This is a genomic window from Nocardioides sp. NPDC057767 (assembly GCF_042798275.1).
Classification (GTDB): Bacteria; Actinomycetota; Actinomycetes; order Propionibacteriales; family Nocardioidaceae; genus Nocardioides.
In genome coordinates this window covers 171,459-197,876 of record NZ_JBHVKJ010000003.1, presented here as the reverse complement: position 1 = coordinate 197,876, position 26,418 = coordinate 171,459, and the positions used below count along the sequence as shown (strand labels likewise).

At 71.2% G+C, this 26,418-nt stretch carries 23 protein-coding genes; 6 read left to right on the top strand and 17 right to left on the bottom strand.

All coding sequences use genetic code 11. The annotated features are described in order from the left end of the window. The 11 genes from ppsA to ACFVDI_RS03225 form a co-directional block, all read right to left on the bottom strand. The coding region (gene ppsA / locus ACFVDI_RS03275; RefSeq protein WP_378900435.1) for a phosphoenolpyruvate synthase at window positions 1-2,326 on the bottom strand (2,326 nt) is incomplete at its 3' end. 51 nt (window positions 2,327-2,377) lie between these two features. Beyond that, window positions 2,378-2,965 carry a hypothetical protein gene (locus ACFVDI_RS03270; RefSeq protein WP_378900432.1) on the bottom strand — a complete coding sequence of 196 codons (588 nt, stop codon included), beginning with the start codon at window positions 2,963-2,965 and terminating at the stop codon, window positions 2,378-2,380. Between the two features lie 138 nt (window positions 2,966-3,103). Further along, on the bottom strand, window positions 3,104-4,048 hold the full coding sequence (locus tag ACFVDI_RS03265) for a universal stress protein (protein WP_378900429.1): 945 nt from the start codon (window positions 4,046-4,048) through the stop codon (window positions 3,104-3,106). Window positions 4,049-4,253: 205 nt separating this feature from the next. Continuing rightward, complete coding sequence (locus tag ACFVDI_RS03260) at window positions 4,254-5,198, bottom strand: universal stress protein (RefSeq protein WP_378900426.1); 945 nt, start codon at window positions 5,196-5,198, stop codon at window positions 4,254-4,256. 171 nt (window positions 5,199-5,369) lie between these two features. Further along, window positions 5,370-6,317, bottom strand: coding sequence for a universal stress protein (locus ACFVDI_RS03255; RefSeq protein WP_378900423.1), 948 nt, complete (start codon window positions 6,315-6,317; stop codon window positions 5,370-5,372). A gap of 117 nt (window positions 6,318-6,434) precedes the next feature. After that, complete coding sequence (locus ACFVDI_RS03250; RefSeq protein ID WP_378900420.1) at window positions 6,435-7,121, bottom strand: hypothetical protein; 687 nt, start codon at window positions 7,119-7,121, stop codon at window positions 6,435-6,437. 202 nt (window positions 7,122-7,323) lie between these two features. After that, window positions 7,324-7,788 (bottom strand): GyrI-like domain-containing protein, encoded by a 465-nt coding sequence (locus tag ACFVDI_RS03245; RefSeq protein ID WP_378900417.1) that lies wholly within the window; start codon window positions 7,786-7,788, stop codon window positions 7,324-7,326. Further along, the gene (locus ACFVDI_RS03240; protein WP_378900414.1) at window positions 7,778-8,491 is read right to left on the bottom strand and encodes a hypothetical protein; all 714 of its coding nucleotides are present in this window, start codon (window positions 8,489-8,491) and stop codon (window positions 7,778-7,780) included. The genes ACFVDI_RS03245 and ACFVDI_RS03240 overlap by 11 nt, the downstream gene beginning before the upstream one ends. After that, window positions 8,488-9,969: a CHAD domain-containing protein gene (locus tag ACFVDI_RS03235; RefSeq protein ID WP_378900411.1), complete on the bottom strand. Its 1,482-nt coding sequence runs from the start codon at window positions 9,967-9,969 to the stop codon at window positions 8,488-8,490. The genes ACFVDI_RS03240 and ACFVDI_RS03235 overlap by 4 nt, the downstream gene beginning before the upstream one ends. A 33-nt stretch (window positions 9,970-10,002) precedes the next feature. After that, window positions 10,003-10,953, bottom strand: a complete 951-nt coding sequence (locus ACFVDI_RS03230) for a universal stress protein (protein ID WP_378900408.1) — start codon at window positions 10,951-10,953, stop codon at window positions 10,003-10,005. Between the two features lie 114 nt (window positions 10,954-11,067). Further along, a complete protein-coding gene (locus ACFVDI_RS03225; RefSeq protein WP_378900405.1) occupies window positions 11,068-12,729 on the bottom strand; it encodes a SulP family inorganic anion transporter in 1,662 nt (553 codons plus the stop codon). 135 nt (window positions 12,730-12,864) lie between these two features. Here ACFVDI_RS03225 and ACFVDI_RS03220 point away from each other — a divergent pair, with 135 nt between their 5' ends. Further along, window positions 12,865-13,923, top strand: coding sequence for an alcohol dehydrogenase catalytic domain-containing protein (locus ACFVDI_RS03220; protein ID WP_378900402.1), 1,059 nt, complete (start codon window positions 12,865-12,867; stop codon window positions 13,921-13,923). Between the two features lie 4 nt (window positions 13,924-13,927). Here the strand turns inward: ACFVDI_RS03220 and ACFVDI_RS03215 are convergent, their stop codons facing one another. The 3 genes from ACFVDI_RS03215 to ACFVDI_RS03205 form a co-directional block, all read right to left on the bottom strand. Beyond that, window positions 13,928-15,679, bottom strand: a complete 1,752-nt coding sequence (locus ACFVDI_RS03215; protein ID WP_378900399.1) for a GAF domain-containing protein — start codon at window positions 15,677-15,679, stop codon at window positions 13,928-13,930. A 42-nt stretch (window positions 15,680-15,721) separates the two neighbouring features. Beyond that, complete coding sequence (locus ACFVDI_RS03210; RefSeq protein ID WP_378900396.1) at window positions 15,722-16,390, bottom strand: response regulator; 669 nt, start codon at window positions 16,388-16,390, stop codon at window positions 15,722-15,724. Between the two features lie 94 nt (window positions 16,391-16,484). Beyond that, complete coding sequence (locus ACFVDI_RS03205) at window positions 16,485-17,237, bottom strand: DUF4389 domain-containing protein (RefSeq protein WP_378900393.1); 753 nt, start codon at window positions 17,235-17,237, stop codon at window positions 16,485-16,487. A gap of 144 nt (window positions 17,238-17,381) precedes the next feature. On the opposite strand from ACFVDI_RS03205, the gene ACFVDI_RS03200 reads away from it, so the two are divergent. Then, the gene (locus ACFVDI_RS03200) at window positions 17,382-17,918 is read left to right on the top strand and encodes a flavodoxin family protein (protein WP_378900390.1); all 537 of its coding nucleotides are present in this window, start codon (window positions 17,382-17,384) and stop codon (window positions 17,916-17,918) included. A gap of 1 nt (window position 17,919) precedes the next feature. Beyond that, window positions 17,920-18,903 (top strand): Acg family FMN-binding oxidoreductase, encoded by a 984-nt coding sequence (locus ACFVDI_RS03195; RefSeq protein ID WP_378900387.1) that lies wholly within the window; start codon window positions 17,920-17,922, stop codon window positions 18,901-18,903. Window positions 18,904-18,952: 49 nt separating this feature from the next. Here the strand turns inward: ACFVDI_RS03195 and ACFVDI_RS03190 are convergent, their stop codons facing one another. Both ACFVDI_RS03190 and ACFVDI_RS03185 read right to left on the bottom strand, forming a co-directional pair. Then, on the bottom strand, window positions 18,953-20,143 hold the full coding sequence (locus tag ACFVDI_RS03190) for a universal stress protein (protein ID WP_378900384.1): 1,191 nt from the start codon (window positions 20,141-20,143) through the stop codon (window positions 18,953-18,955). 31 nt (window positions 20,144-20,174) lie between these two features. After that, entirely contained in the window at window positions 20,175-20,597 is a 423-nt protein-coding gene (locus tag ACFVDI_RS03185) for an Hsp20/alpha crystallin family protein (protein ID WP_378900381.1), read from the bottom strand. A 178-nt stretch (window positions 20,598-20,775) separates the two neighbouring features. On the opposite strand from ACFVDI_RS03185, the gene ACFVDI_RS03180 reads away from it, so the two are divergent. The 3 genes from ACFVDI_RS03180 to ACFVDI_RS03170 all read left to right on the top strand — a co-directional run bounded on the left by ACFVDI_RS03180 (window position 20,776) and on the right by ACFVDI_RS03170 (window position 23,745). Further along, complete coding sequence (locus ACFVDI_RS03180) at window positions 20,776-21,747, top strand: 1-phosphofructokinase family hexose kinase (RefSeq protein WP_378900378.1); 972 nt, start codon at window positions 20,776-20,778, stop codon at window positions 21,745-21,747. An 89-nt stretch (window positions 21,748-21,836) separates the two neighbouring features. Next, complete coding sequence (locus ACFVDI_RS03175) at window positions 21,837-22,967, top strand: DUF2157 domain-containing protein (protein ID WP_378900375.1); 1,131 nt, start codon at window positions 21,837-21,839, stop codon at window positions 22,965-22,967. Window positions 22,968-22,971: 4 nt separating this feature from the next. Next, complete coding sequence (locus ACFVDI_RS03170) at window positions 22,972-23,745, top strand: ATP-binding cassette domain-containing protein (RefSeq protein ID WP_378900371.1); 774 nt, start codon at window positions 22,972-22,974, stop codon at window positions 23,743-23,745. Window positions 23,746-23,751: 6 nt separating this feature from the next. On the opposite strand, the gene fdhF is transcribed toward ACFVDI_RS03170, so the two are convergent. Beyond that, on the bottom strand, window positions 23,752-26,418 hold the full coding sequence (gene fdhF, locus ACFVDI_RS03165) for a formate dehydrogenase subunit alpha (RefSeq protein ID WP_378900368.1): 2,667 nt from the start codon (window positions 26,416-26,418) through the stop codon (window positions 23,752-23,754).

The following is a 26,418-nucleotide window of genomic DNA, read 5'->3' as shown; positions in this document are numbered from 1 at the left end:
CCACCGAGTCCGGGGTGACGCTGATCGCGTCGATCCCGAGCCCGACCAGGACACGAACCACCTCCGGATGGTCGGAGGGCGCCTGGCCGCAGATGCCGGAGTGGATGCCGTTGCGCCGGCAGCCCTCGACGGCGAGGCCGATCATCCGCTGCACCGCCGGGTCCCGCTCGTCGTAGTCGAAGGCGACCAGCTCGCTGTCGCGGTCGACGCCGAGGGTGAGCTGGGTCAGGTCGTTGCTGCCGATGGAGAACCCGTCGAAGCGCTTGGCGAACTCGTCGACCAGGATGACGTTCGAGGGGATCTCGCACATCGCGTAGACCTTCAGTCCGTGCTCTCCGCGCCGCAGCCCGAGCTCGGCCATCCGCGCCAGCACCCGATCGGCCTCGTCGAGACGGCGCACGAACGGCACCATCACGACGACGTTCTCCAGGCCCATCTCCTCCCGGACCCTCCGCAGCGCGGCACACTCGAGGGCGAATCCCTCGGTGTAGGCCGGGTGCGCGTAGCGGGCGGCCCCGCGGAAGCCGAGCATCGGGTTGGCCTCGCCCGGCTCGAAGTCCGATCCGCCGAGGAGGGTGGCGTACTCGTTCGTCTTGAAGTCGGAGAGCCGCACGACGACGGGCTTGGGATGGAAGGCGGCGGCGATGGTGCCGATGCCCTCGGCCAGCCGCTCGATGACGTACGCCGCACCGTCCTCGCCGACGAGGCGCTCGACCTCCGCGCGCTGTCCGACATCGGTGATGCGCTCGGGGTGGAGGGCGGCGAGCGGGTGCACGCGCACGTGCTCGGCGAGGATGAACTCCATCCGGGCGAGCCCGACCCCGTCGTTGGGCAGGAAGGACGACTCGAACGCGATCCCGGGGTTGCCGAGGTTGAGCATGACCTGCGTTCGCGGACGCGCCGCCAGCGTGGTGGCGACCTCGTTCGCGTGGAAGTCGGCCAGGCCGCGATAGACATGGCCCTCGTCGCCCTCGGCGCAGGAGACGGTGACCTCCTCGCCCTCGATGATCGTGCTGGTCGCGTCACCGGTGCCGACCACGGCCGGGATGCCCAGCTCGCGGGCGACGATGGCGGCGTGACAGGTGCGGCCGCCGTGCTCGGTGACGACCGCGGAGGCGATCTTCATCAGCGGTTCCCAGTCGGGGCTGGTGCTGGGCGCGACCAGCACGTCGCCGGGGGCGAAGCCGCCGTCGTCCTCGATCCCGCGGACGATCCGGGCGCGGCCCGCGGCGACCTTCGCACCGACGGCGCGGCCGGTCGTGATCAGGTCGCCGTGCGCCTCGACCACGTACCGGGTCGTCGCGGTCGGCCGTCTGCGGGCAGCGACCGTCTCGGGGCGTGCCTGGACGACGTACAGCAGACCGTCGGTGCCGTCCTTGGCCCACTCGATGTCCATGGGCTTGCCGTAGTGGCGCTCGATGGTCATCGCCGCGCCGGCCAGCTCGAGCACCTCCTCGTCGGTGAGGCAGAAGCGGCCGCGGTCCTCCGGCGGCGTGGGCTCGTTCCGCACCGGCCCCACCAGCGCCGTCTCCCCCAGCACCATGCGCACTGCCTTGCTTCCCAGGCGGCGGCTCAGCACGGCGCGGTGGCCGGCTGCGTACGTCGGTTTGTGCACGTAGAACTCGTCGGGCTCGACCAGCCCCTGGACGACGTTCTCCCCGAGGCCGTAGGAGCCGGTCACGAAGACGACGTCGCGGAACCCGGACTCGGTGTCGAGCGTGAACGAGACCCCGGAGCAGGCGATGTCGGAGCGCACCATCTTCATCACCCCGACCGACAGCGCCACCGACAGCTGGTCGTAGCCGTGCCGGGCGCGGTAGTCGACCGCCCGGTCGGTGAAGATCGAGGCGAAGCAGCGGTGCACGGCGTCGAGCAGCGCCTCCTCGCCCTGGATGTGGAGGAACGACTCGTGCTGGCCGGCGAAGCTCGCGTCCGGCAGGTCCTCGGCCGTGGCCGAGGACCGGACCGCGAGCGCGACGTCACTGCCGTACTCCTGCCGAAGGGCCTGGTAGCCCTCCCGGATCTCGTCGGTCAGGTCCAGGGGCAGCTCCGTCGAGAGCAGCAGGCTGCGTGCCCGGGCGGCGCGCTCGGCGAGGTTGTCGCGGTCGTCGACGTCGAGGTCGGCGAAGACCGTCCCGAGAGCCGAGTCGGTGCCCGAGGCACGCAGGAAGTGGCGATAGCCGTCCGCCGTGACGGCGAACCCGTCGGGCACGCGGATGTCGCGGTCGTGGAGGCGTCGATACATCTCACCGAGAGAGGCGTTCTTGCCGCCGACCAGGGGGACATCGGCGATGCCGATCTCCCCGAACGTACGTGTGTAGCTCATGTTCAGACCTTCACTGTCCGGGGTTGGATACGGCTCACGGCTCGGCGCGGGTCACCGCAGCCACGGGTGGTGCATGACGACCGGCCTGCGGGCCCACTGCTTGCCGAGGCCCCAGGTGTCACCGGCGTACGTCAGCGCCAGGACGCCCACGGTGAGCGCACCGAGCAGGTGCTCGTCGATGATCGGGTTGTTCTCGAGCGGGAAGGTGGCGAACCACATCAGCACGTACATCGCCGCGCCGGCGATGGCACCGATCCGCATCCCGATGCCGAGGGTGAGGGTGAGCCCCACGCCGAGCAGGCCGAGCATGAACAGCCCGTCGACCCACCACTGACCGGCCATGTCGTTCCACATGCCCTGCAGCCAGTTGTTCTCGGGCACGTTGGACAGGTATCCCTCGGTGGGGCTGCCACCGTTGATCCAGGCGGCGTCCTCGGCGAAGAAGTCGATGCCGGTGCGGGTGCCGGCCTCGTTGGTGATCGCACCGGTGTGGAAGCCCAGAGCGAGCAGCTTGTCGAAGAAGGCCCACAGGAACGTGAGCCCGAAGGCGATCCGCAGCGTCGCGAGCAGCCGCGCGGCGGGCAACGGGTAGTGCCCGGGCAGCGTCGTCGTGGAGCCGGGTGTCGAGATTGAGGTCATGATCCCTCCATCGGTCGCGCCGGCCCGTCTTGGCCGGACACCTTCAGCCAACCGCCGCCGACACCGTCGCAGCGAGAGAACGGGGTCCGCACCCGGCAGGCCCTTCGTCCCCGGGCCGATGGGACGGTCGACCGTGTGTCACGAGGCGGCCACCTCGGCCGGCCGCGACGCCGAGACCTCGTCCGTCTCGACGATGTCGAGAACCGGAGGCAGCACCTCGACGGGACAGCGACTCTCCCGCAGCAGCGCCCGGCCGGTGCTCCCCAGGCGACCGGCGGGGAACGTGTGCCGACGGCGGCCGATGACCAGCAGGTCGGACTCGGAAGCAGCGGCGGCGATCACCTGCGCCGGCTGACCCCGGCGCACCTCGACACGCGCCTCGACCAGCGTCGCCGGAGCGGCCCGATGGTGCCGGGCCCGGTCGAGCGTCTGCTCGAGCTCGTCTCGGAGCGCGGCATCCCACTCGGCCAGCTCACGTTGCGAGATGGACAAGCCGTCGTAGGGGGTGGGCACCTGCCAGACGTGCAGGATGACCAGCTCGGCACCGCGGTCGGCGGCTTCGCTCATCGCCCGGGCGACCAGCCCGGCGGCGTCGTCGCAGTCCTTGACCGCGACGACGACACGGTCGGCGCCGGCGCCCGAGGGCCACACCTCCGGGACGACGGCGACCGCGACGGGCGCGTGCCCGGCGACCCGGTTGACCACGGAGCCGGTGAAGATCCGCTCGACGACGGAGCGGTGCTGGCCGCCGAGGACGACAAGCCGCGTCGCGGCCGCCATCTGGACGAGCCCGTCGGCGGCGTCGCCGCGCACCAGCGTCGAGGTGACGCGGTCGGCCGGCACCAGGGTCATCGCCTCCTTGGCCGCCCGCTCCAGCAGCCCTGCCCCGATCTCACGGTTGTGGCTGATGGCGGTCTGCGCGACGTACGGGTCGATGACGCCGGGGACGGTCGGAGGCGGCACCAGGTGGACCAGCCACAGCTCGTCCCCACTGCGTTGGGCCTCGGCGGCCGCGTATCTGAGCGCCGCCCGACCACCTTCCCCGCCGTCGATACCGACCAGGATCCGTGCTGCCTCGGACATGTCCACCCTCCTCCGGCACGGGCACCTCCGGCCCGGCCCGCTCCGACTCTCACGCACCCGGCGGGCCGGTGACAGGGGCATCGGTGCCGACCTCCGGGACCTTGGTCCACGTGACCGCGCGGACAGCTCGATCGATGAACCGCCCGGTGGGGGCTGATGCGTAATCCTCCCCCACCGGGCGTCTTCCCCGGGTCCGGCCAACCCCCTACGTGGCCGGCTCCCGGAGGCTTGGTACCGACGCGGCGCTCGAGTCCGACATCGGCGCAGACCGGTCATGGCCCTTGGACCGGACGACGGGAACCACCAGCACCGGAACGTCGGCGATGTTGAGCACCTCCCGCGCCACCGCACCCAACCCGATGGAGTCACCGTCGTGATGGTCTCGGCCCAGCACGATCAGCTGGGGGTCGCCGGCACGGTCGGTCAACACGTCGGCGGCGTGGCCGTGATCGCGAACGACGGTGACCGCCACGCCGGGAAACTCGTCTCGGAGCGGGCCGACCAGCTCCTGCAGCGAGGCCACGCTACGTTGCTCCCACTGCCGGTAGAGGGGCGCGTCGAGGACCTTGTCCCAGACGAGCATCGGCCGCAGGTCCACTGCGGACACGACACGCAACGGAGCCTGCGACCGCATCGCCTCCAGGAAAGCCAGCCTGAGCGACTTCGAGTCGTCCGCCGCAGGATCGACACCGACGACGATGGTGCCGGTGTGGCGGGATCCTGCCCTCCACGCCGGAGGAACGACCACCGTCGGCGACGCCGCGCGGGCGGCGAGCCGGAGCGCGGTCGTCCCGATGCGCATGCTGCGGGACGGGCCCATCCCGCGCTTCCCGACGACCAGCAGGTCGTCCTCACCGACGCTCGCCAGCAACGCGGAGACCGGGTGGCCGAACCGGACGAGCGTACGCACGCTCAGTCGCGGATGCTCCGCCAGCAGGCGATCGCGGACGTCCTCCAGGAGTACCCACTCGTGGCCCGGGGCAGCAGCGGCCCCCGGTTTCTCCGGGACGCCCACGTCGACGACCCCGACCAGCATCAGCGGCCGGCCCGTCGTCAGCGCTGAGCTCACGGCGTAGTCGATCGCCGCCAGGTTGCGCTCGGAGCCGTCGACACCGACCACGACCTTCGCCTGGTCACCCTGGCGCGTCATCGCAGCACTCCACGCGGGTGCCGTCGTCGGCACCTGCTGATCGAAGGGGCAGGCATGACAGAACTCCTCCGGTTCGCTCTCTCGGACATCTCCAGCCAACCTTCACCGGCGAGACATCCGGAGAGGCCATGGTCCGGACATGTCGGGATCAAGGTCCATGACCGCGCCCGCTCAGCGATCACGGTCGTCGGGATCGGCTGCGCACGGAACCACGGCGACCGGAACCTCTGCGTGGTGGATCACCTCGCGCGCGACCGGCCCGAGACCCCAGGTGCCACGCCCGTCGTGGCGGCGGCCGAGCACGATCAGCTGCGCCCCGACCGACCTCGCCAGGAGGATGCCGGCCGCGCGGCCACGGTCACGTTCGATGGTGACCTGGACCTGCGGATACTCCGTACGCAGCGGCTTGATCGCTGACTCCAGGTCCACACTGCTGTGCTCCTGCCCGTCGCGTACGAGCGGTGCGTTGACGGTCGGGTCCCAGATGAGCACCGGACGAAGGTTGACCGCGTGCAGCACCACCAGCTCGACCCGGTCGCGCCGGGCCCTCTCGAACCCGACGCGCAGCACCGGCTCATAGTGACTGTCAGGGTCGACACCCACCACGACCGGCTCGGCCTGATGCTCCGCGGGACTCCACTCCGGTGGCACGACCACAACGGTCCCGAGCGAGCGTCCGGCGACTCTCATGGCCGTCGACCCGACCAGCAAGCGGCGGGCACCCCCGAGGCCGCGTTTGCCGACGACCAGCAGATCCTCCACGTCCGCGTACCCGAGCAGCGCCGGAACCGGATGGTCGAACTCGATCAGCGACACCGTCCTCACCTCGGGATGCTCGGCTGCGACCTCGCGCTCGATCTCGGCCAGCACGGACCAGCGGCGCCCGTCCAAGGCATCCTCCACGTGCCGTACCAGATGCTGAACGGCGCCGACCGGGACGAGCGGCCGGCCCGAGGCCTCCGCTTCGGCGATCGCGTAGGCCACCGCGGCCCGGTTGGGCTCGGAGCCGTCCACGCCGACCACGACCCTGGGCTCGAGCGGCGGTATCGGACGGGTGGGTCGCTCCACAGACCCTTTGTCCACCGCGGTCGGCGAGCCAGGACTCGAGGTTGCGGTCATATCCCCTCCAACGCGCGATCGGTCGCTCCAGTGGTCACCAGCGAACCCCGCCGGTGCTCGCCCTGGCCAGGGCAGTAGGTCGACCAGGTCGGGGCGAAGGTCCCTGGCCGTCGCGGCTCAGCACGCTCCTCGACGCTGTTGTGGTGGTACGCCACGGAGGTAGCGGTCCGGCCAGCCTGCTGCGCGGGCCCCCGAGCGGAACCACGCCTCCAGCCCCGGCGCGTCGCGGCGCCCGAGCTCGTCGAGGAGCACCTCTCTGATCTGCACGGCCCGCAGCTTCTCGGCCGGGTCGGCGGCCCGGTCGAGGGCGACATAGCTCGAGCGCCAGGCCATGCACAGGTCTGAGTCGGTCACCTCGTCGGGGATCTCCAGGACCGCTTCGGCCGGATCCACGATCAGAGGGCCGATCGCTGCTGTCGGTACGACGCCGCCGGCCCGGGCACGACGCTCGGCCCTACGGGTGGTCCTCACCGGCCGCTCCTCCCGGACGCGCCGGTCGAGCCATCCCGCCTCCCACGCCGCAGCCAGCCCCATCGCCGTCACCAGCAGTCCGGTCACGACTCCGAGCGCCACGACAAGCCCTCCGGCGGCCAGCGGGACCGTCGGCCACGGCAGGCTCCTGACGAGCACCACACGCCACTGGATCGGGTGCTTCTCGGGCCACTGACATACCCACAGGGCCACCGCGACCAGCCACACCGCCAGCCACCAGGCGACCGTCGCCGCCACCGACCACGACATCAGCGCGACCAGACCACCAACGCCGACCATGCCGGCCACCACGCACCAGACCCAACGTCTCATGAGAGCCACTCTCCACACCGGCGCGAGCCCCGCGAAGGGGCGACGATCCCGTCGGTGAGGGACCAAGGCCCCGACTCCCTGGCCTTGGGCACTCACATCGCCGCTCAGGCACCGCCCGGCTCGCGGAGGCACCGACCGGCTCGCGGAGGCGGCGCCCGGCTGGCGGTGGCGGACGTCGAAGGTGGAAGTGCGCGGGCCGGGGTCAGACCTCGGGGTCGACCGGCCAGTGGATCACGGTGCGCTGCTCCTCTGGCGGGACCTCGGGGCCCGTCAGGTACTCCTCCCACATGTGCACCGGGTCGAGCCGGAGGCCGAGCTCGCTCGCGCGGACACGGAGAGCGTCGTACGCCTGGGGTAGCTCGTCATAGGTGCCGACGTGCACCGTCGACAGCGTCGTCGCCGCGGGAACGTCGAACGGTTCGAGAGTCCCCGCGTCCGTGATCGGGCCACCCACCGCGCAGCCGACGCGCACCTCGAAGGTGCCGTCGCCCATCACGTAGTACGCCATCGGCGGGCCCAGCGGCTCGATGCCGTGGCGGCCGAGGTAGCCGAAGACCGTGCCGAACGCGGCGGCCATACTCGTGCCGATCTCGGCTGCCTCGGCCGTGAACCGCGTCACCGCGAGGTGACGCCCCGGCTCGTCCGACCGGGTGATCTCATAGTCCATCCGCCTCTCCTCCGATTCTCGGTTCCCCCGTCGAGAGTCGCCACAACGCGATCGCCGTCCAGATCAGCCAGACGAACAACAGCACCCCGTAGAGCGCGTACGCCCAGCCGAGGACGGGCCGGAGAACCTCCGAGAGGACCCCGACCACGCCCGTCGACACGCCGAGCCAGGCCAGGCCGCGCCAGGACTCTGCCTTCAGCATCAGCAGGGAGATCAGCAGCAGCCCGAGGGTCTGGAGCACCCCGATCACCGCAGGCACGTCGTTGAGCGCGATCAGGACCTCCGCCCCCGCGACGAAGGGCGCCTGCGCCGCGCTCGTCGTGGCGGCTGCGTACTCGTCGCTCAGCAGGACCATGGCCAGCGAACCGTCACCCGTGGTCGGCCAGGCCGACGAGACCGCCCAGGAGGCGACCGAGATCATCCCTGCGATCGCCGCGAAGCTCTTGTCCAGGTGCCGCAGCGCCACCGCGAGCGCGAGGAAGACCACCATCAGCAGCAGACTCGGAGCCAGCCACAGCACCTGGCGCACGATGTAGACCGTTCGATGGGCGTCGACGTACTCGAGCATCGCCGCCCCACCTGACGTCGGCGGCGGCGCCACGACGGCGAAGATCACCAAGGCTGCGACGTACAGGACCACGGCCAGGCCGGCCGAGACCGCTCCCGCTCGGTGCAGCCGCTGCCATCCCAGGTCGCGGCTCATCGCAGCCAACGCAGCGACTTCGGTCTCGACACCCGGCGCACCATACGGTCGTACGCGCGCTCCCCGGCGGCCGTGGCAGCGTCGAGGTCGGACAACGCCGAGGAGACCGGGACCTCGGGACGACGTTCGGCGATACGTCGAACCTCGCGGTGGGCGACGACGGCGTCGTGATGGTCTCCCAGGATGTCCTGCAGATCGGCTAGGTCGGCGGCGAACCGCTCGGCCCCCACCCCGAAGACCGGCACGACCGCCTCGACCGAGTAACGGATCCGCTTGGCGGCCTTGCGGACGTCGTGCAGGCGCAGCGCGCGGTCGTGGACCTCGGCGGTCCGCCCCGCCTCGGTCACCGCTCGTTGCAGGCGGCGGATGTCCTCGAGGAGCGCGGCTCGCAGCTGTTTGCGCGCGGGTCTGCCTGCCCTCGGGGACCACGGCGGCCTCTCGACGAGGTCGTGCAGCGAGTCGACGAGCGAGAAGTATCGGGGAGAGGTCATCGCCTCGACCGCCGCACGGTGCGCGGCCTCGTGCTCGGCGGCGATGTCGGCACCGATCCCCGATTCCTCGCCGTTCAGCAGGAGATCGAGACGATCGCGCAGGACCTCCAGGTCTCGGGGCCGGCCGAGCTCGTCGACCAGCCACTTGACCTCGACCCGCAGCGGGGCGGTCCGCGCACGGTCGAACAAGCCACGATAGGTGCCCAGGACGGCACGGACCCGTCGACCGGCAACGCGCATGCTGTGCACCGCGTCGGGGACGTCGGCCCGGACCAGCGGATCGAGCCGGGCGAGCTCGGCCACCTGCGTAGCGAGGTACGGAGCCAGCACCTCTCCCGCGGTCGCGTGCCTCGGCTTCGGGGCGACGCCGTCGGCATCGGCCGGAGCGGCCGCGGTGAGGATCCGAGCCAGCTTCGCGCGCCGTGCCGACGGCTGTGCACCGGCGGCCAGCAGGCGGCGCTCGAGCTCGTCGGCGAGCCCGTCGCGCTCCACGTCGAACTCGACCTCCCACTCCCGCCAGCCGTCGGGCTCACGCCGATCGGTGCCGAGGCGCCGCGCGGTCACCCGGTCGTCGCACACCTCGGCGAGCAGGCGACCGTCGGCTGCCCTCAGCAGCGTCGACGAACGGCGGGTGTCGACCGCCCCGACACGGACGAGCGGCCGGTCGCGCAGCACACCGCGCAGGATCCGGGTCAGCTCCGGCGGTGGCTCCTCGCTCGTGCCGTCGAGGGGAACCTGCAGCTCGTGTCGATCCCCGCCGACCGGGAGCTTGAGATGCCAGCCCGCGTCCTCGCCACCGGTGCGGCGGCGCAGCGTGATCCCGGCCCGGATCAGGTCGAGATCCTCGGTGTCGTAGTAGGTCGCCGACAAGGTGAAGGGCGTCTGCGGATCGACCAGGGCGGCATCGGGGAGGCCGACCAGGTCGGGAAGCGGGACGTGCTCGTCCACGTCGTACTTCCGCTCGATCTCGATCACCGTGGTCGTCATCGGCGCATCCCTCGTCTCTCCCGCCCTCAGGTGTCAGAGGGCGGGTGCCTCCTCGGCCTTCTCGATCCGGCCCTCGTGCTCCAGGACGAGGTCGTCGACGGTGATGATGTCGGGAACGGGAGGCTGAACCTCGACCGGGCACCGGCTCTCACGGATCAGCGCACGACCCGTGCTGCCCAGGCGACCCAGCGGGAACGAGTGGCGACGGCGGCCGATGACCAGGAGGTCGGCGTTCACCGCCGCGTCCGCGATCACCCGAGCGGGCTGTCCGTGACGCACGTCGACGCGGACCTCGACCCCGGATGCGTGCGGCATCCGGCGGCGGGCACGTCCGAGCCCCTCGTCGAGTGCGCGGCGGGCGGCCTTCTCCCACCCGTTCATGTCCAGGTGCCCCAGGGTCATGTCGTCGTAGACCGTGTCCAGCTGCCAGGCGTGCAGGACGACCAGCTCCGCGTCGCGGTCGGCGGCGTGCTTCAGCGCCTGCGCGATCAGCCCCGCCGAGCTCTCGCAGTCCTTCACCGCGACCAGCACCCGGCGTGCGGGCTCCTCGTCCGACCAGCCGGTCGGCACCACCACGACCGGGACCGGTGCATGACCAGCGACACGATGGGTGATCGACCCGGTCACGATGTGCTCCAGGCCGTGCTTGCGGTCGTCGCCGAGCACCACCAGGCGTGCCTCTGCCGCGGAGTGGACGAGACCGTGGACCACCCTGCCCTCCAGGAGAGTCCCGTTGACGTGGTCGGCCCCCACGAAGGTAGCCGCCTCGTCCGCCGCTTTCCTCAGCAGCTCCATCCCGGAGCGACGGTGGTCCTGCGACAGCCACGGGTAGGGATGGACCACATCGGCGGGCTCGCTCAGGCTCACGTGCATGAGCCAGAGGTCGGCGTCGTCACGACCGGCCTCGGCCGCGGCGTAGGCGATCGCCGCCCGTCCGCCCTCTCCCCCGTCGATCCCGACCAGGATCCGGTTGTTCTCGGACATGTCGTCTCCTCCTGGCGCGGCACGTCCGGCCGCCCCCAGCCTCCACTCTCACCCGCCGGGGCGTGGGAGGGCAGGGACGTCGGGGCCCCACCCGGAGGACCTTGGTCCGTGAGGTCACCGCTCGCGACGGCGGTACGCGTCCACGGCTGTCGGAAGCGTGGGGAAGAGACGCTCCTCGCCGATCCTGTCCAGGATCCCGGACGGTGCCAGCGACTCGCGCAGGTCCTGCTTGATCCGGGCGATCGCGAGGACGACGCCGCGTTCGGTCAACGCCCGGCGCAGCGACTCGAGCGCGTCGACCGCGGTGATGTCCACCTCGACGTTGGCCTCGACGTTCAGCAGGAACCACTCCACCGGCCACTCCGCCCCGTCGACCGCGGCGAGCGCGCGGGTGCGGAAATCCTCCGCGTTGGCAAAGAAGAGGGGCGAGTCGTAACGGTAGACGAGCAGTCCCGGAACCTCCTCGGCGTCGGGGTAGTCGTCCACGTCGTGCATGCCGGCCAGGCCGGGCACGATCCCCAGGACCGCATCGTGCGGGTGCGCGACCCGCCGCAGCAGGTCGAGCACGGAGAGCCCGACCGCGATCAGCACGCCCCACATCACGCCGGCGGCGAGCACCGCCACCGTCGCGACCAGGGCCAGCACGAGCTCGCTGCGCCGGAACCGGGCGAACCGGCGCAGCTCGCCCACCTCGACCAGCTTGGTGGCCGCATAGACGACGACCGCACCGAGCGCGGCCTCGGGAAAGGCCTCCAGGACCGGCGCCAGGAACAGCACCGCCGCCACCGTGGTGGCTGCGGTGACGTACGAGGTCAGCTGGGTGCGCCCACCGACGGCATGACCGATGGCGGTCCGGCTGCCGCTGCTGCTCACCGGGAACCCGTGCAGGAGCGCGGAGCCCACGTTGGCCCCGCCCAGCGCCAGCAGCTCACGGCGCGCGTCGACGCGCTCGTCCCGGCTCGCGAAGGCACGCCCGGTGAGGATGTTGTCGGTGTAGCCGACGAAGGCGACCCCGAGCGCCGGGGCGAGCATCGCGACGATGCTGCTCGGGTCCAGGTCCGGCAGCCCGGGTGCCGGCGGCCGGATCGAGATCTCGCCGACCAGACGCAGCCCGTGTCCCTCGCCGAGCAGCGCGACCAGTCCGGTGGCGGCGAGCATGCCGAGCAGCGCGACCGGCGCCCGTGGCGCGAGCACGGAGCCGAGGATCATCGCCGCGGCGGCGCCGACACCGAGCAGCAGGGTCGGGAGGTGGACCTGGTCGAGGTTGCGTACGAAGCTCGCGAGCTCGGTCAGCACGTTGTCGCCCTCGACCCGGACGCCGGTGAGGTTGTCGAGCTGGGAGACGACCATCAGCGCCGCGATGCCCGCCATGTAGCCGACCAGCACCGGCCGGGAGAAGAGCTCGGCGAGCACAGAGACACGGGCGAGCCAGCCCGCGAGGCAGATCGCCGCCACCACCAGCGCCAGGGTCGCCGCGAACCCGGCCGGATCGCGCGCGGCGCCGGGCGTGGCCCCGATCGCGGCCGCGGTCATCAGCGCCGTGGTCGACTCCGGACCCACCGAGAGCAGCCGGGACGTACCCAGCAGGCCGTAGACCAGCATCGCCCCGACGCACGCCCACAGCCCGGTCTCCGGGGGCAGACCGGCCAGCTCGGCGTACGCCATCACCTGCGGCACCAGGTAGGCGGTGATCGTGACGCCGGCAAGGAGATCTGGCCACAGCCAGCCCCGCTGGTAGCCGCGGCTCCACGGCGGCAACACCTGGCGTACGTCCATGGCAGCACCTTGGCACGAGACTCCCCCGCCGCGCCCGGCACCAGGACCAAGTCCCCTCGCCCGGTGGCCGATGGCACTCCTGCACGTGCCGGGATCCGCCGAGGATCGAGGTACGCCAGATCTACGGAGGGAACGATGAAAGCACTCGTCTACGACGGCCCCGGATCCCGGAAGTGGACCGAGGTCCCCGACCCCGTCATCACCGATTCCGAGGACGCGATCGTCCGCGTCGACGCCGTCACGATCTGCGGCACCGACCTGCACATCCTCAAGGGCGACGTGCCGAGCGTGGCGCCCGGGACGGTGCTCGGCCACGAGGCGGTCGGGGTGGTCGAGAAGACCGGCCCGGGCGTACGCGACTTCGCACCGGGCGACCGCGTGCTGATCTCCTGCATCAGCAGCTGCGGACGCTGCCGCTACTGCCGGACCGGCAGCTACGGCCGGTGCACCGGGGGCGGCGGCTGGGTGCTCGGCCATCTGATCAACGGCACCCAGGCAGAGCGTGTCCGGGTGCCGTTCGCCGACCACTCGATGCACCATCTGCCGCGTGAGGTCGACGACGAGACCGCCGTCCTGCTCGCCGACATCCTGCCGACCTCGTACGAGGTCGGGGTGCGCAACGGCCGGGTCGCCCCGGGCGACACCGTCCTGATCGTCGGCGCCGGCCCGATCGGGCTCGCCGCGATCGCGACCGCTCGGCTCTACAGCCCACTGCGGATCGTCGTGGTCGACCCGGCCCCGGCCAGGCGCAAGACCGCCGAGGTCTACGGCGCCGACGTGACCCTGACCAGTGCCGAGGAGGCACGCGCCTGGGTCCGGAGCAACACATCCGACGGCGTCGACGTCGCCATCGAGGCGGTCGGTGTGCCCGAGACCTTCGAGCTGTGCGCCGACCTCGTCCGGCCGTGCGGCCGGGTCGCCAACGTGGGTGTGCACGGCCGCAGCGCGGTCCTGAGCCTCGAGTCGCTGTGGGACCGCGACGTCACCATCACCACCGGTCTGGTCGACACCAGCTCGACGCCGATGCTCCTGTCCATGCTCGCCGCGGGACGGCTCGCGCTCCCCGACCTGGTGACCCACCGGTTCGGCCTGGGTGAGATCCAGGAGGCGTACGACATCTTCGCCGATGCCACGGACACCGGAGCGATGAAGGTCCTGATGATCGGCGACGAGGCCGACCTCAGCGGCGCCTGAGCCCTCAGCTCAGCGGCACCGACCACTCCACGACGGTGCCCTTCGGCTCTGCCGGCGCGACGGTGCACCGACCTCCGTGCGCCTCGGCGCGGTGACGCATGTTGGCCAGCCCGCTCTCCACCGCTGCCTCGGGGATCCCGACCCCGTCGTCGCGGACCCGGAGCACGAGCTCGGTGGCTGCAGTCAGGGACACGTCGACCTCGCTGGCGTGCGCGTGACGGGCGGTGTTGGACAGCGCCTCACCGAGGACCGCGACCACGTCCTTGGCCACCTCGGGAGGCGTCCGCAGGCGGATCGGACCGTCGAAGGCAAGTCTCGGACGGAACTTGAGCGAGGTCGCGGCCCGGTTGACCAGCTCGGTCACCTGCGACTGGATGTCGCCGCTGTGGTCGGGGGTGCCGAGCTCGAAGACCGCCCGCCGAAGGTCGCGGATCGTGTCGTCGATGTCCTCGACGGCCTGGTCCAGACGCCCGCGCAGCTTGGGGTTGTCGGCCAGGTTGAGACCGCCCTGGAGGCGCAGGCCGACCACGAAGAGTCGCTGGATCACGATGTCGTGCAAATCGCGGCCGATCCGGTCGCGGTCGTCGTAGACCGCCAGCCGCTGACGCTCCTCACGGCTCTGGGCCAGCCGGATCGCCACCGCCACCTGGCCCGCGAACGAGTCGGCGACCGCGAGGTCGACGTCCTGCGCCTGCTCGGCGTTCGCTCGTCGCCAGGCCAGCGCGAGCGCACCGACGGCGTTCATCTCCTCGGACGGGTCGGTGCGTCCCAGCGGCACGAGCACGCCCGGGCCGATGTCGCTCAGATCGAGGACCGCTGCCGCACTTCCGCCCTTGGCTGCGCCGGCGACGTCTTCGACGATCATCGGTACGCCGTCCCTGATCGCCTGGCCCGCGACCGACTCGCGCAGCGGTGCGCGCTTCAGCACGTCGACGTCGACATCGGTGCCGGAGACCACCTCCACCCGTAGCCGGTCGGCGGCCGGGCCGGTGACGATCCAAGCGATATCGGCACCGGCGACCTCGCGGGCCCGGTCGACCACGAGCTGGAGAGCGGAGGTGCGGTCGATGTCGCCCATCAGCGCGCTGGTGATCTCGGCTCGTGCGTCGAGCCAGCGTCCGCGACGGGCGGCCTCCTCGGCCAGCAGGGCGTTCTCGATCGCGACGCCGGCGGCCGCGGCCAGGGCGACCACGATGTTCTCGTCCTGGTCGGTGAAGTCCTCACCGTCGGCCTTCTCGGTGAGGTAGAGGTTGCCGAACACCTTCTCGCCGATGCGCACGGGCACACCGAGGAAGGAGCGCATCGGCGGATGATTCTTGGGGAACCCGTAGGAGACCGGGTGCTCGTTGATGTCCTGCAGGCGGACCGGCTCGGGGTGATCGATCAGCAGGCCGAGCAGGCCGTGGCCGGTGGGCAGGTCGCCGATCCGGAGCTGCTGCTCGGCGGAGAGACCTCGGGTGATGAACAGGCGCAGCCGCCGCTCGCCGCCGGTCGCCAGGACGCCGAGTGCCGCGTACTTCGCCCCGGCCAGCGCCTGGGCGACCTCGACGATCCGGTCCAGCAGGTCGTCGAGCGAGAGGCCGGCACCCATCGTCACGATGGCGTCGAGCAGCAGCCGCCATCGCACCTGCTCGTCTCGAGCGTCGGTGACCCTGTCGAGGACTTCGGTCAGGAGCTCGTCGAGCGGTGTGCTGTGCAGTGTTGTCTCCGCCGTGTCATCTGGTGAACGGCGCTGTCGGGGTGGTGTACGTCCCACGTCGACCCCCTCCGTCGCAAGCGTGGTACACCCCCCAACCTATCAACCCTGCAGGGTCTTGGTCACCAGAATCGCGGCCTGGGTTCTGCTCTCCAGGCCCAGCTTGGCGAGGAGGGAGGAGACGTAGTTCTTCACCGTCTTCTCCGCCAGATGCATCTCCTTGCCGATCTGCCGGTTCGTCAGTCCCTCGCCGATGAGCTCCAGGATCCGGCGCTCGTGGTTGGTGAGGTGCTCGAAGACCGTGTTGGTCTTGGGCCCGCTGCGGATGCGCTCCAGCACCTGCGCGGTGACCGCCGGATCCAGCATCGACTTGCCCGCGGCGACCTGGCGCACGGTCTCGACGAGGTCGGCGCTGCGGATCTGCTTGAGGAGGTAGCCGGCGGCGCCGGCCATGATCGCGGAGAACAGCGCGTCGTCGTCGTCGAAGGACGTCAGGATCAGTGCTGCGATGCTCGGGTCCACGGAGCGTACGTCGCGGCAGACGTCGATGCCGGACCCGTCGGGGAGTCGGCCGTCGAGGATCGCGACGTGGGGCCGCAGTGCCGGGATCCGGCGGCGCGCCTCCTCGGCGAGGCCGGACTCGCCGACGACGACGATGTCGTCCTCGTCCTCGAGGAGGTCCTTGATCCCCCTGCGGATCACCTCATGGTCATCGAGCAGGAAGACCCGGATGGGCTCGTCTGCGCCTTCGGGCGCTGCTGAATCGGTCACCTGCCCAACCTACGACCGAGAACGACGCCCGCCAATGCACGTCTTACCCGGGCGCTGAGGACCAAGGTCCCTCGTCGGGCCAGCGAAACCCCGATCACTGCCGTCCGGTTCCGACGGGGTGCTCGGTGACCGGCGGTGTTGCTGCGGCCCCCGCGGGAGCCGCCGGCTCCGGCGGCACCGGGGCGACCGGCTCGCTCCCACCCTGGTCGAGCCGGAAGGGTGGATAGCTGTCGGTCATCAGGAAGACGTACGCCGCGACCCGGGCCGCCCATCTGTCCATCCCGAGGACCAGGTCGAAGATCCCTCGCGGGTAGCCGCGCCCGAAGAGCATCGCGATCCCGGCGAAGAGGACCAGGAGCCCGACGATCCCGCTCCCCCAGGTCCAGGTGTCGGGGTCGTTGCTGGCCTGCGTGACGTACAGCCCACCGCCCACGAAGAAGCCGAGGACCAGCAGGTGCGGGATCGCCAGCAGCCACGACTTCACCAGGACCAGGCCGCGCGAGAGCCGCTCGGGGTAGGTGATGTGGAGGCGGGCCGGGTAGTCGGCGACGTCCTCGAGGGTGAACGGCGGGTAGCGGTCGGTGCCGAGCGCGGCGTATCCGTAGTAGTCCACCCGCCAGGTCCAGCGCAGCACGCCGAGGTTGAAGTCGAAGATCGCCCGTGGGTAACGGCCGGTGAACAGGATCGCGAACCAGGCGACCACGCTGAGCACGGTGAAGGCGATCCAGAGGAACAAGAGGATGATGTAGTGCGGGATCAGCAGGAGCCACTTGACCAGCCACAGCGCGCGACTGGTCCGGGAGTCGAGCTGCCCCTCGAGCACCACCGGGGATTCGTGTGAGTTCATGCCACCAGCCTCGGCGCCCGACCGGTCGGCTGCATCGGACCTAGGTCCTCGGGTCGGGGACGTGCGCCACTGCCCGGTCACATCCGTTCGACCGAGGGTGGTGCCATCGGCACCACGCAGGGGGCGTGGCGCGCAGGAAAGGACGTGAAGCAGATGCGAGCAGCCGTCGTCTACGAGTCGATGTTCGGCAACACCGCCACCCTCGCGACCTCGGTCGCCAATGCTCTTCGGCATACCGGGATGGAGGTCAAGGTGATCCCGGTGGGACTGGCCGGCACCGACGTGCTCCGCACCCATGACCTGGTCGTGATCGGAGCCCCGACGCACGCTCTCGGCATGAGCAGGCCCAGCACGCGAGCCGACGCGGTGCTGCGAGGCGCTCCGGCAGAGGTCGAGGCCCGCGGCGTCCGCGAGTGGCTCGAGGACCTCGAGCACCTCGAGGACACGGACTCGGCACGCGTCGCCGTTTTCGACACCCGGTCACGGGCGATGCGCCATCTCCCCGGCTCTGCCGCCAAGCACGCGGCCCACCTGCTGCGGCGCCGTGGCTACGACGTCGCCCCCGCGGTGAGCTTCTACGTCGGTGGCCTGGAGGGACCCCTCGCCCACGACGAGGAGGCCCGCGCCGGCGACTGGGGTGCCGACCTCGGCCACCAGCTGATGCGTCAGGCGGTGGCCTGAGATGTCGACCCTTCCCGATGAGCGGACCCTGCGGGCGATCCTGGAGCTGGCATCGCGTGCGCCGTCGGTCCACAACACCCAGCCATGGGCCTGGGCCGTACGCGACCAGATGCTGCTGCTCCGGGCCGACCCGCACCGCAAGCTCCTCCACGCGGACCCCAACGAGCGCGACCTGGTGATGAGCTGCGGCGCCGCGCTCCACGAGCTCGTCGTGGCTGCCGCCGGCACCGGGTGGGCGTGCACGGTGCACCGCACCCCCGAGGGCGGCCGCACCGATCTGCTCGCGGTCGTGACGTTCACCCCGCGTGAGCCCGACACCGTCGATCTCGGCAGGCTCGCCGCCATCGAGCAGCGCCACACCGACCGGCGCCTGGTCTCGTCCTGGCCGGTCCCGCGCGAACGCCTCGACCACCTCGCCGAGCTGGTCCGTGACCACGCCGTCGTGGCCACCACCGTCCCCGACCACCTCCGTCCGGTGGTGCTGTCGGCGCTGGAGACGGCCCGCGCCCACCAGGCGACCGACGAGGCCTACCTCGCCGAGCTCTACTCCTGGACCCGCGGGGGCACCGAGGACGGCATCCCGGAGTCCAGCCTGCTCGCTGCCGGCAGCGACCCCTCCTCCTACTCCCGGTTCCCGGCCGGGACGCTCACCGACGACTACGGCGAGACCGGCGCGTCCGCCGAGGAATGGCTCGTCCTGGCGACCGCCTCGGACGACCCGCTCTCCTGGCTTCGCACCGGTGAGGCGCTGGACGCGATCTGGCTCGCGTGCACCACCTCGGGCCTGGCCCTGGTGCCCTACACGCAGCCGATCGAGATCGGGTCCACGCGGCGTACGCTGCAGCACGACCTGCTCGGTGACAACTCCTGCCCGCAGGTGCTGGTACGGATCGGCTGGCCGCAGCGCCACCAGGCTCTGCTGCCACCGACCCCACGACGCGCGGTCGACGAGATCCTCCACCACGAGAGCACCGCCTCGTCCTGACCCGGCCGGGCGTCCAGTCAGACGCCCAGCCGGGCGTCCAGCCGGGCGATCAGCCCGGCAGCGGCAGATGACGAGGCATCGCGCTGGCCAGGGCGTGCCAGTCGGTCGGGACGACCGCGACCGGGACGGTCGCGCGGTGCAGCACGCGCCGGCTCACCGAGCCCAACGGCATCCGCCAGTGTCGGCCGTGGCCCGGCCGGCCGACCACGAGCAAGGACGCGTTCTCGGCAAGGCCGAGGATCACCTCCGCCGGCGGCCCGTGAGGCGAGCGCTGGGTGACCGCGACGTCCGGATAGAGCGCGCGCAGCGGGCTCACCGCGGCGTCCAAGCCGTCGGCGATCCGTTCCATCCACTCCTCCTCGCTGTTGAGCAGCATCGGCGTACCGGAGGTCGCCGGCGTACCCCATGCCGAGACGGCGAGGAGCGGGAGACGGCGCCAGTGCGCGTACGCCAGCGCGAACTCGACCGCCTCCAGGTGCGGCTCGAGCGCGTCGATCGCCACCATCACCGGTCCCTCGGAATCGGGGCGGGGCGACCAGCCGGAGGGCACGACCACGATCGGCACCTCCGCGTTCTGGGCGATGGTCATCGCCGTCGCGCCGACGTAGGAGCCGTCGGCGCCATCCACGTCCGCGCGCCCGATGACGACCAGCTCCCGGTCTCGCGAGCGAGCCAGCAGAGCACTCTCGGAACCGATCAGGACCGAGGAGGTCAGGTTCGTGCTCGGGTGCTCCTGGTGCACCTCGTCGATCAGCTCGGTCATCTCGTCCTTGGCCTCCGAGACCGAACCACGCAGCGTACGCTCCCACGACGGCCCGGCGTCGTCGACGACGTGACACAGCTCGATCCCGAATCCGCCCGGCTCCGTGTGCGCCACCGCCCAGTCGATCGCCGACGTGCGCCGCAGCGGCCGGTCGGCGCCGACGAGCATCCTCGGCGCGGGCCGCGGCGGGCGCGCGCGATGTGCGGTTCCCTCGCGACCCGACGGATCGAGCTCGTCGACCTCGCGACGCGCGTCGGTGAGCAGCCCGGCGGCGAGCCGCTCCAGAGCGCGGCTCGCCGCGAGCCGCTCACCGACCGCGAGATCCTGACCGGGACACAGGCCGGCGGCGCCGGTGCCGACCAGAGCGGTCCGGCCGTCGGCGGAGAGCTTGGCCACGGCGTGCACCGTGCTCTCGTCATGGTCGAGGAACACATCCACCGCCCACACGGTGGCGGCGTGCCGTTCCAGCTCGGACACTGCCGGTGATGACCCGTCGGAACGCACCGAATCAGCTCCCGTTGTGCTCGATGGCGACGCGTGTGCTCTTCGGCTCCTCGGCCGCGTACGGCACCCGAACCTCCAGCACACCGTTGGTGTAGGTCGCCCGGACCTCCTCGGCCTTGGCACCACCGGGCAGCGCAAGGGTGCGCTCGAAGGACCCGTAGTGCAGCTCTCGCCGGTTGCGGTCGTGCTCCTCCTCCCGGCGCTCGCCCCGGATCGTCATGAGGTCGCCCACCACGTCGATCTGGATGTCCTTGTCCGGGTCGACGCCGGGCATCTCGGCGCGGACGACATAGCTGCCGTCCTCGACGAAGTCCTCCACCCTGATGTAGGGCGCCGTTCCGAACGAACGCATGGCCGCCGACTCGGTCTCCAGCCAGCCCAGCAGGTCTGCGATCGGGTTGGTCGGGCGCTTGATGATGGTGCTCATCTGTCCTCCTGAGTTCTCGTCGGGTGCCGTCGGCACCCCTCCGATCTCAGTCTTGTTCTCCCTCGGCGGCGGCTTCACGAGACCTTGGTCATCTGGTCCGGGACCTCGGCCACCTGCCGTGCCCGGCCGGTGATGGTTGCCTGAAGAGGAACCGACACGACAGCAGGAAGGGCCGCTGATGCTGACCTCACCCGACGTCGTGACCATCACCCTGAACCCGGCGCTGGACGACTCCTTCTCCGTGCCTCGGCTCGTGCCGGGGAGCAAGATGCGGTGCAGCGCCCCTCGGATCGACCCCGGTGGTGGTGGGATCAACGTGGCGCGCGTGCTGCACGTGCTCGGCATCCCCACGACGGCGGTCTTCCCCGTGGCGGGTCACATCGGGCGTGCCCTCACCGAGCTGCTCGAGATCGAGCAGCTGCCGTTCGAGGCGATCGACGTCCCGGGCGAGACCCGGCTGAGCCACCATGTGACCGAGCTGGACACCGGACTGGAGTACCGCTTCGTGCTGCCCGGGACGCCACTGACCGGTGACGACCTGGACCGGTGTCTCGAGGCGGTGAGGCGTGCGGGGCGCCACGCGGCGTACGTCGTGCTCAGCGGCAGCCTGCCGCCGGGTGTCTCGGCCGACATCGTCCCCCGCGTGCGGTGCCTGAGCGACGCCGTCGGCGCCCGGCTCGTCGTGGACGCCTCCGGTGTCGCCCTCGGCCAGGCGCACGGTGCCTATCTGATCAAGCCGAGCGTGCGTGAGCTGGAGGAGCACCTGGGGCGGGAGCTGGCAACCACCGCGGAACAGCTGGAGGGGGCTCGACAGCTCCTGGAGTCCACGCGCGCCGGCCTCGTCGTGCTCTCCCGCGGACACCTGGGCATCGCCCTCATCACCCCGACGCGTACGCAGCTGCTCCCCGCCGTCTCCGGCGACCTGGTCAGCGGCGTGGGTGCCGGGGACGCCCTCGTCGCCGGGATCGTCGCCGGGCTGACCCAGGGCTGGGACCTCCCCCGGGCGGCACGGCTGGGCCTGGCCTGCAGCGCGGCGATGATCGCGACGGCAGGCACCTCGGTGTTCACCCGCGACGGTCTCGCCGAGCTCACCTCCGATCTTCCCGCGGAGCACTCCGGCGGACCCCTCTCCGCGGCGGGCCTCGGGTGATGGCTTCCTGCCCCGCCCGCGAGGACCTTCGACACTGAGCGGCGTGGCGCTCGCGGCGAAGACTGAAGAAGAAGAGAAAGGGGCACACCATGTTTGGCCACGTAGCCCACCGAACGCCGCCCGCCGCCCGCCCTGCGAAGCCGAATCCCGACGAGCCCGTGCCGCTCGAGTCGCTCGAGTCGCTCGTCGAGGGCTGGGTGGCTGATCGGCTCATCACCCGCCAGCAGGCCGCCATGATCATGGCTCGTGACGTGATCGTCCAGCGGGCTGCCGCTGCGCAGGAGAGCCCCCGCCAGCGTTCCTCGCTCGTCACCGAGGCGCTCGGCTACCTCGGCGGCGTCATCATCCTGGTCGCCTCGATCCTGATCGCGTCGTTGTACTGGGACCAGATCGGCACCACCGCCCGGCTGGTCATCGTCGGAGGCGTCGCCGCCGTGCTGCTCGCCGCCGGCTTCGCCGTCCCCGCGCGTATCGGTGACGTCGGCGAACGCCTCCGCTCGATCCTGTGGCTGGCCTCGACCGGCGCGCTCGCCGGGTTCCTGGGTCTGCTCGGCGGAGACGCGCTGGACCTCGCCGGCAAGCACGTCTTCCTGCTGGTCAGCGCCGGCATCGCCGCCTACGCCGCCGGCCTGTGGCTCGTCGGCCGTACGCTCCTCCAGCAGCTCGTCACCATGGTCGGCGTCGTCCTGACCGCCGCGGCTCTCACCAACGAGCTCGACGTCGGGGACACCCTGCCCGGGTTCGCCGCCTGGGGCACCGCCCTGATCTGGTCGCTGCTCGGCTGGGGTGGCGTCCTCGAACCGAGACGCTTCGTCATGGTGTTCGGGGCTGCCGGGATGTTCGCCGGAGCCCTCACCACGATCCCGACCAACGGCGGCATCGCCCTGGCGCTCGCGACGTCGGTCGCCGTCGTCGCGACCTCGGTCCTGTTCCGAGACCTTCTGCTCCTCGCCGTCGGTGCGCTCGGCACCCTGCTCGTGCTTCCGTCGTCCGTCATCGAGCTGTTCCCCGGCGACCTGGCGGCGCCGATCGTCATGCTCGTGGTGGGCGCGCTCCTCGTCGGGGCCGGGCTGTTCATCGCGCGGCGACGCCACACGGCCCCCCTGGCGACCACGCCCGGTCACGACTTCTCCGTCGGCACCCCCGCGGCCGCGATCACGGCGGCGGGAGTCGCCGGGGCGATCGTGGCGATCGTGATCGTGACGCTGGCGGTGATCTGATCTGATGGCCGAGCCGCTGCTCCGCCTGGAGCACCTGTCCAAGAGCTTCGGGGCCGTCCAGGCGCTCACCGACGTCACCCTCGACATCCCGGCCGGTCAGGTGACCGCGCTCGCCGGCGACAACGGTGCGGGCAAGTCGGTGCTGATCAAGTGCGTAGCCGGGATCCACCGTCCCAGCAGCGGGCGCATCCTGTGGGAGGGCCGTCAGGTCGACCCGCGAACGCCACGTGAGGCCGCCGACCTCGGGATCGCCACCGTCTACCAGGACCTCGCGCTCTGCGACAACCTCGACGTCGTGCAGAACATGTTCCTCGGGCGCGAGCGGCTCCACCACGGGCTACTCGACGACGATGACATGGAGGGCGCGGCCAGGGAGACTCTGCACGGACTCGGCGTGACCACGATCCGCTCGGTGCGGCAACCGGTCGGCTCCCTCTCCGGCGGTCAACGCCAGTCGGTGGCCATCGCCAAATCGGTGCTCTGGCACGCCAAGCTCGTGATCATGGACGAGCCGACGGCGGCCCTGGGCACCGCTCAGACAGAGGTCGTGCTGGACCTGATCCAGCAGCTCGCCCTCCGAGGGATCGGCGTCATCGTGATCTCCCACAACATGAACGATGTCTTCCGCGTCGCCGACCGGATCGCGGTGTTCTACCTCGGCCGTCTCGTCGCCGTGCGCCCGGCCGCCGATCTCGACATCCCCACCGTGGTCCGGCTCATGACCACAGGCACCGACGCCTCCTCCTCGCCGCTCGCCGACCCGGTGAAGCAGGGGTGACCTCGGTCAGTCGGCCTGCTCCAGCCGAACCGCCGTCACCTTGTACTCGGGGCAGTCGGTGACCTCGTCGGTGTTCTCGGAGGTGAGCACGTTGGCGGGTACGTCAGGGAAGTGGAAACTCATGAAGACCTCGCCGGGCGAGACCTCGTCCGTCTGCCGGACGCGGGCGAGAACCGATCCGCGCCGACTGGTGACCCGGACACCGGTGCCCTCGCCCAGGCCGAGGCGGGCGGCGTCATCGGGGTGGATGTCGAGGTGCTCAGCAGGAGCGATCTCGATGTTCGGAGTGCGCCGGGTCATCGTGCCGGCGTTGTAATGGACGAGCCGGCGGCCGGTGATGAGGGTGTAGGGGTAGCCGCTGTCCGGCTCCTCACCGGGAGGAAGCCACTCACGTGCGTAGAGCTCGGCCCGTCCCGACGGGGTGGCGAAGGCGTCCCGGTAGAGGCGCGTTTCGCCGGGATCGTCCTCACCACGGCACGGCCAGTGCAGCCCACCTTCTCGATCGAGCCGAGGATGGGAGATGCCGGAGAACAAGGGGGCGACCCGGGCGCACTCGTCGAGCACCTCTGCTGGGGTCGCCGGGCCCAGGTCGCCGCCCAGCGAGGCCGCGACGGCGCGGAGGATGTCGAAGTCCGTACGAGCCTCCCCAGGCGGGGGCAGTGCCGGCCGGACCCGTTGGAAGCGCCGGTCGAAGTTGACGAACGTGCCGTCCTTCTCCACGAACGTCGCCGCGGGGAGGACGACGTCGGCGAGGCGTGCGGTCTCGGAGAGGAAGATCTCCTGGCAGATGAGCAGCTCGCACGCCTCCAGGGCAGCCCGGACATGACCGGAGTCGGGGTCGGTCTGCGCGACGTCCTCCCCCATCACGTAGAGCGCTCGCACCCGCCCGGCTATCGCGGCGTTGAACATCTCCGGGATGCGCAGGCCTGGACTCTCCGGGATCGCGGCTCCCCACGCCGTGGAGACGCGGCGGCGTACGTCGGGGTCTGCGACCTTCTGGTAGCCCGGCAGGAGGTCAGGCAGCGCACCCATGTCGGACGCCCCTTGGACGTTGTTCTGGCCGCGGAGCGGGTTGATGCCCCCGCCGCGGGCGGTGCCCACAGCTCCGCGCAGGATCGCCAGGTTGGCCAGGGTCCGGACCCCATCGGTGCCGTGAGCGTGCTCGGTCACGCCGAGGCCGTAGACGATGGCCGGTCGCTCCGCGCGCCCGTACAGATCGGCCGCCCGCAGCAGCAGCTCGGCGGGGATGCCGCTGATCTGCTCCACGCGTTCGGGCGGGAAGGTCGAGAGCAGCCCGCGGAGGGCGTCCAAGCCGTTCGCACGATCGGCCACGAAGTCCAGATCCGCCCAGCCTCCCTCCAGGAGCAGTCGGGCAAGACCGTTGAACACAGCGACGTTGGAGCCGGGGCGGCCCCGTAGGTGCACGTCGGCGATCCGGGCGAGCTCGGTGCGGCGCGGATCGATGACGACGAGTGCGGCGCCCCGCAGCGCCGCCTGCTTGATCCGCGCACCGATGACCGGATGGGCCTCGGTCGTGTTGCTGCCGGCGACCAGGATCATGTCGGCGCCGTCGATGTCCTCGGCGCTGTTGGTGCCCCCGGAGAGGCCGAAGGCCGCGGTCAGGCCCGCCGCCGACGGCGCGTGGCAGATCCGCGAGCAGTTGTCGACGTTGTTGGTGCCGATGACGGTGCGCATCAGCTTCTGCATCAGGTAGTTCTCCTCGTTGGTCGCACGCGCCGAGGAGATCGCGGCGATCGCATCCGGACCGTGACGGCCGCGGATGCGGGTCAGCTCCGAGGAGATGTAGGAGAGCGCGGTCTGCCACGAGACCGGTTCCAGACGGCCCTCCCGACGCAGCAGCGGTGTGGTCAGCCGCTCCGGGGAGCGCACATAGGCGTGTGCGAAGCGGCCCTTGACGCAGGCATGACCCTGGTTGACCGCGCCGTCGGGCGCCGGTGTCACCGACTCGACCCGATCCTGGGTCGTGTGTACGTCCAGGGTGCAGCCGACCCCGCAGTAGCCGCACGTGGTCCGGGTGGTCCTCGTGTCCGGGGCCGCCTCGGCTGTCGTCGGCCGCTGTGAGATCGCCCCGGTGGGGCAGGTGTCGGCGCAGCCTCCACAGCTGACGCAGGACGACTCGACCCACGGTCCCCCGGCTCCGGCGGTCACGGTCGTCTCCGCCCCACGACCGACCAGCGTGAGCGCGAAGGCGCCCTGCACCTCGTCGCACATCCGCACACACCTGCCGCACGCGATGCACAGATCACGATCCAGGAGCAGGTAGGGATGGGAGTCGTCGGAGGCCAGGCCGCGTCCGTCGCGGCCGAAGGCGTCGGTGCCGACGCCCAGGCTCCCGCACAGGTCGGCGAGCTCGGAGGACCGGTCCAGTGCTCGACCGGGTAGCCGCTCGACGGTGAGCTCGAGCAGCAGGCGAGCCTGATCGGCCAGGTCGGGATCGCCGGTGCGGACCTGCATCCCTTCGTAAGCAGGCGTGCGACACGCAGCGACCGGTGTCTCGTCGGCGCGCACCATGCACAGCCGGCAGGCGCCCTGAGGGCTGAGCCGGTCGTCGTGGCACAGCGTGGGCACGGCGGCCCCGGCGACCCTCGTCGCGTCCAGCACCGAGGCTCCGTCCGGGACCGTCACCAAGCGGCCGTCGACTCTCAGGTCCAT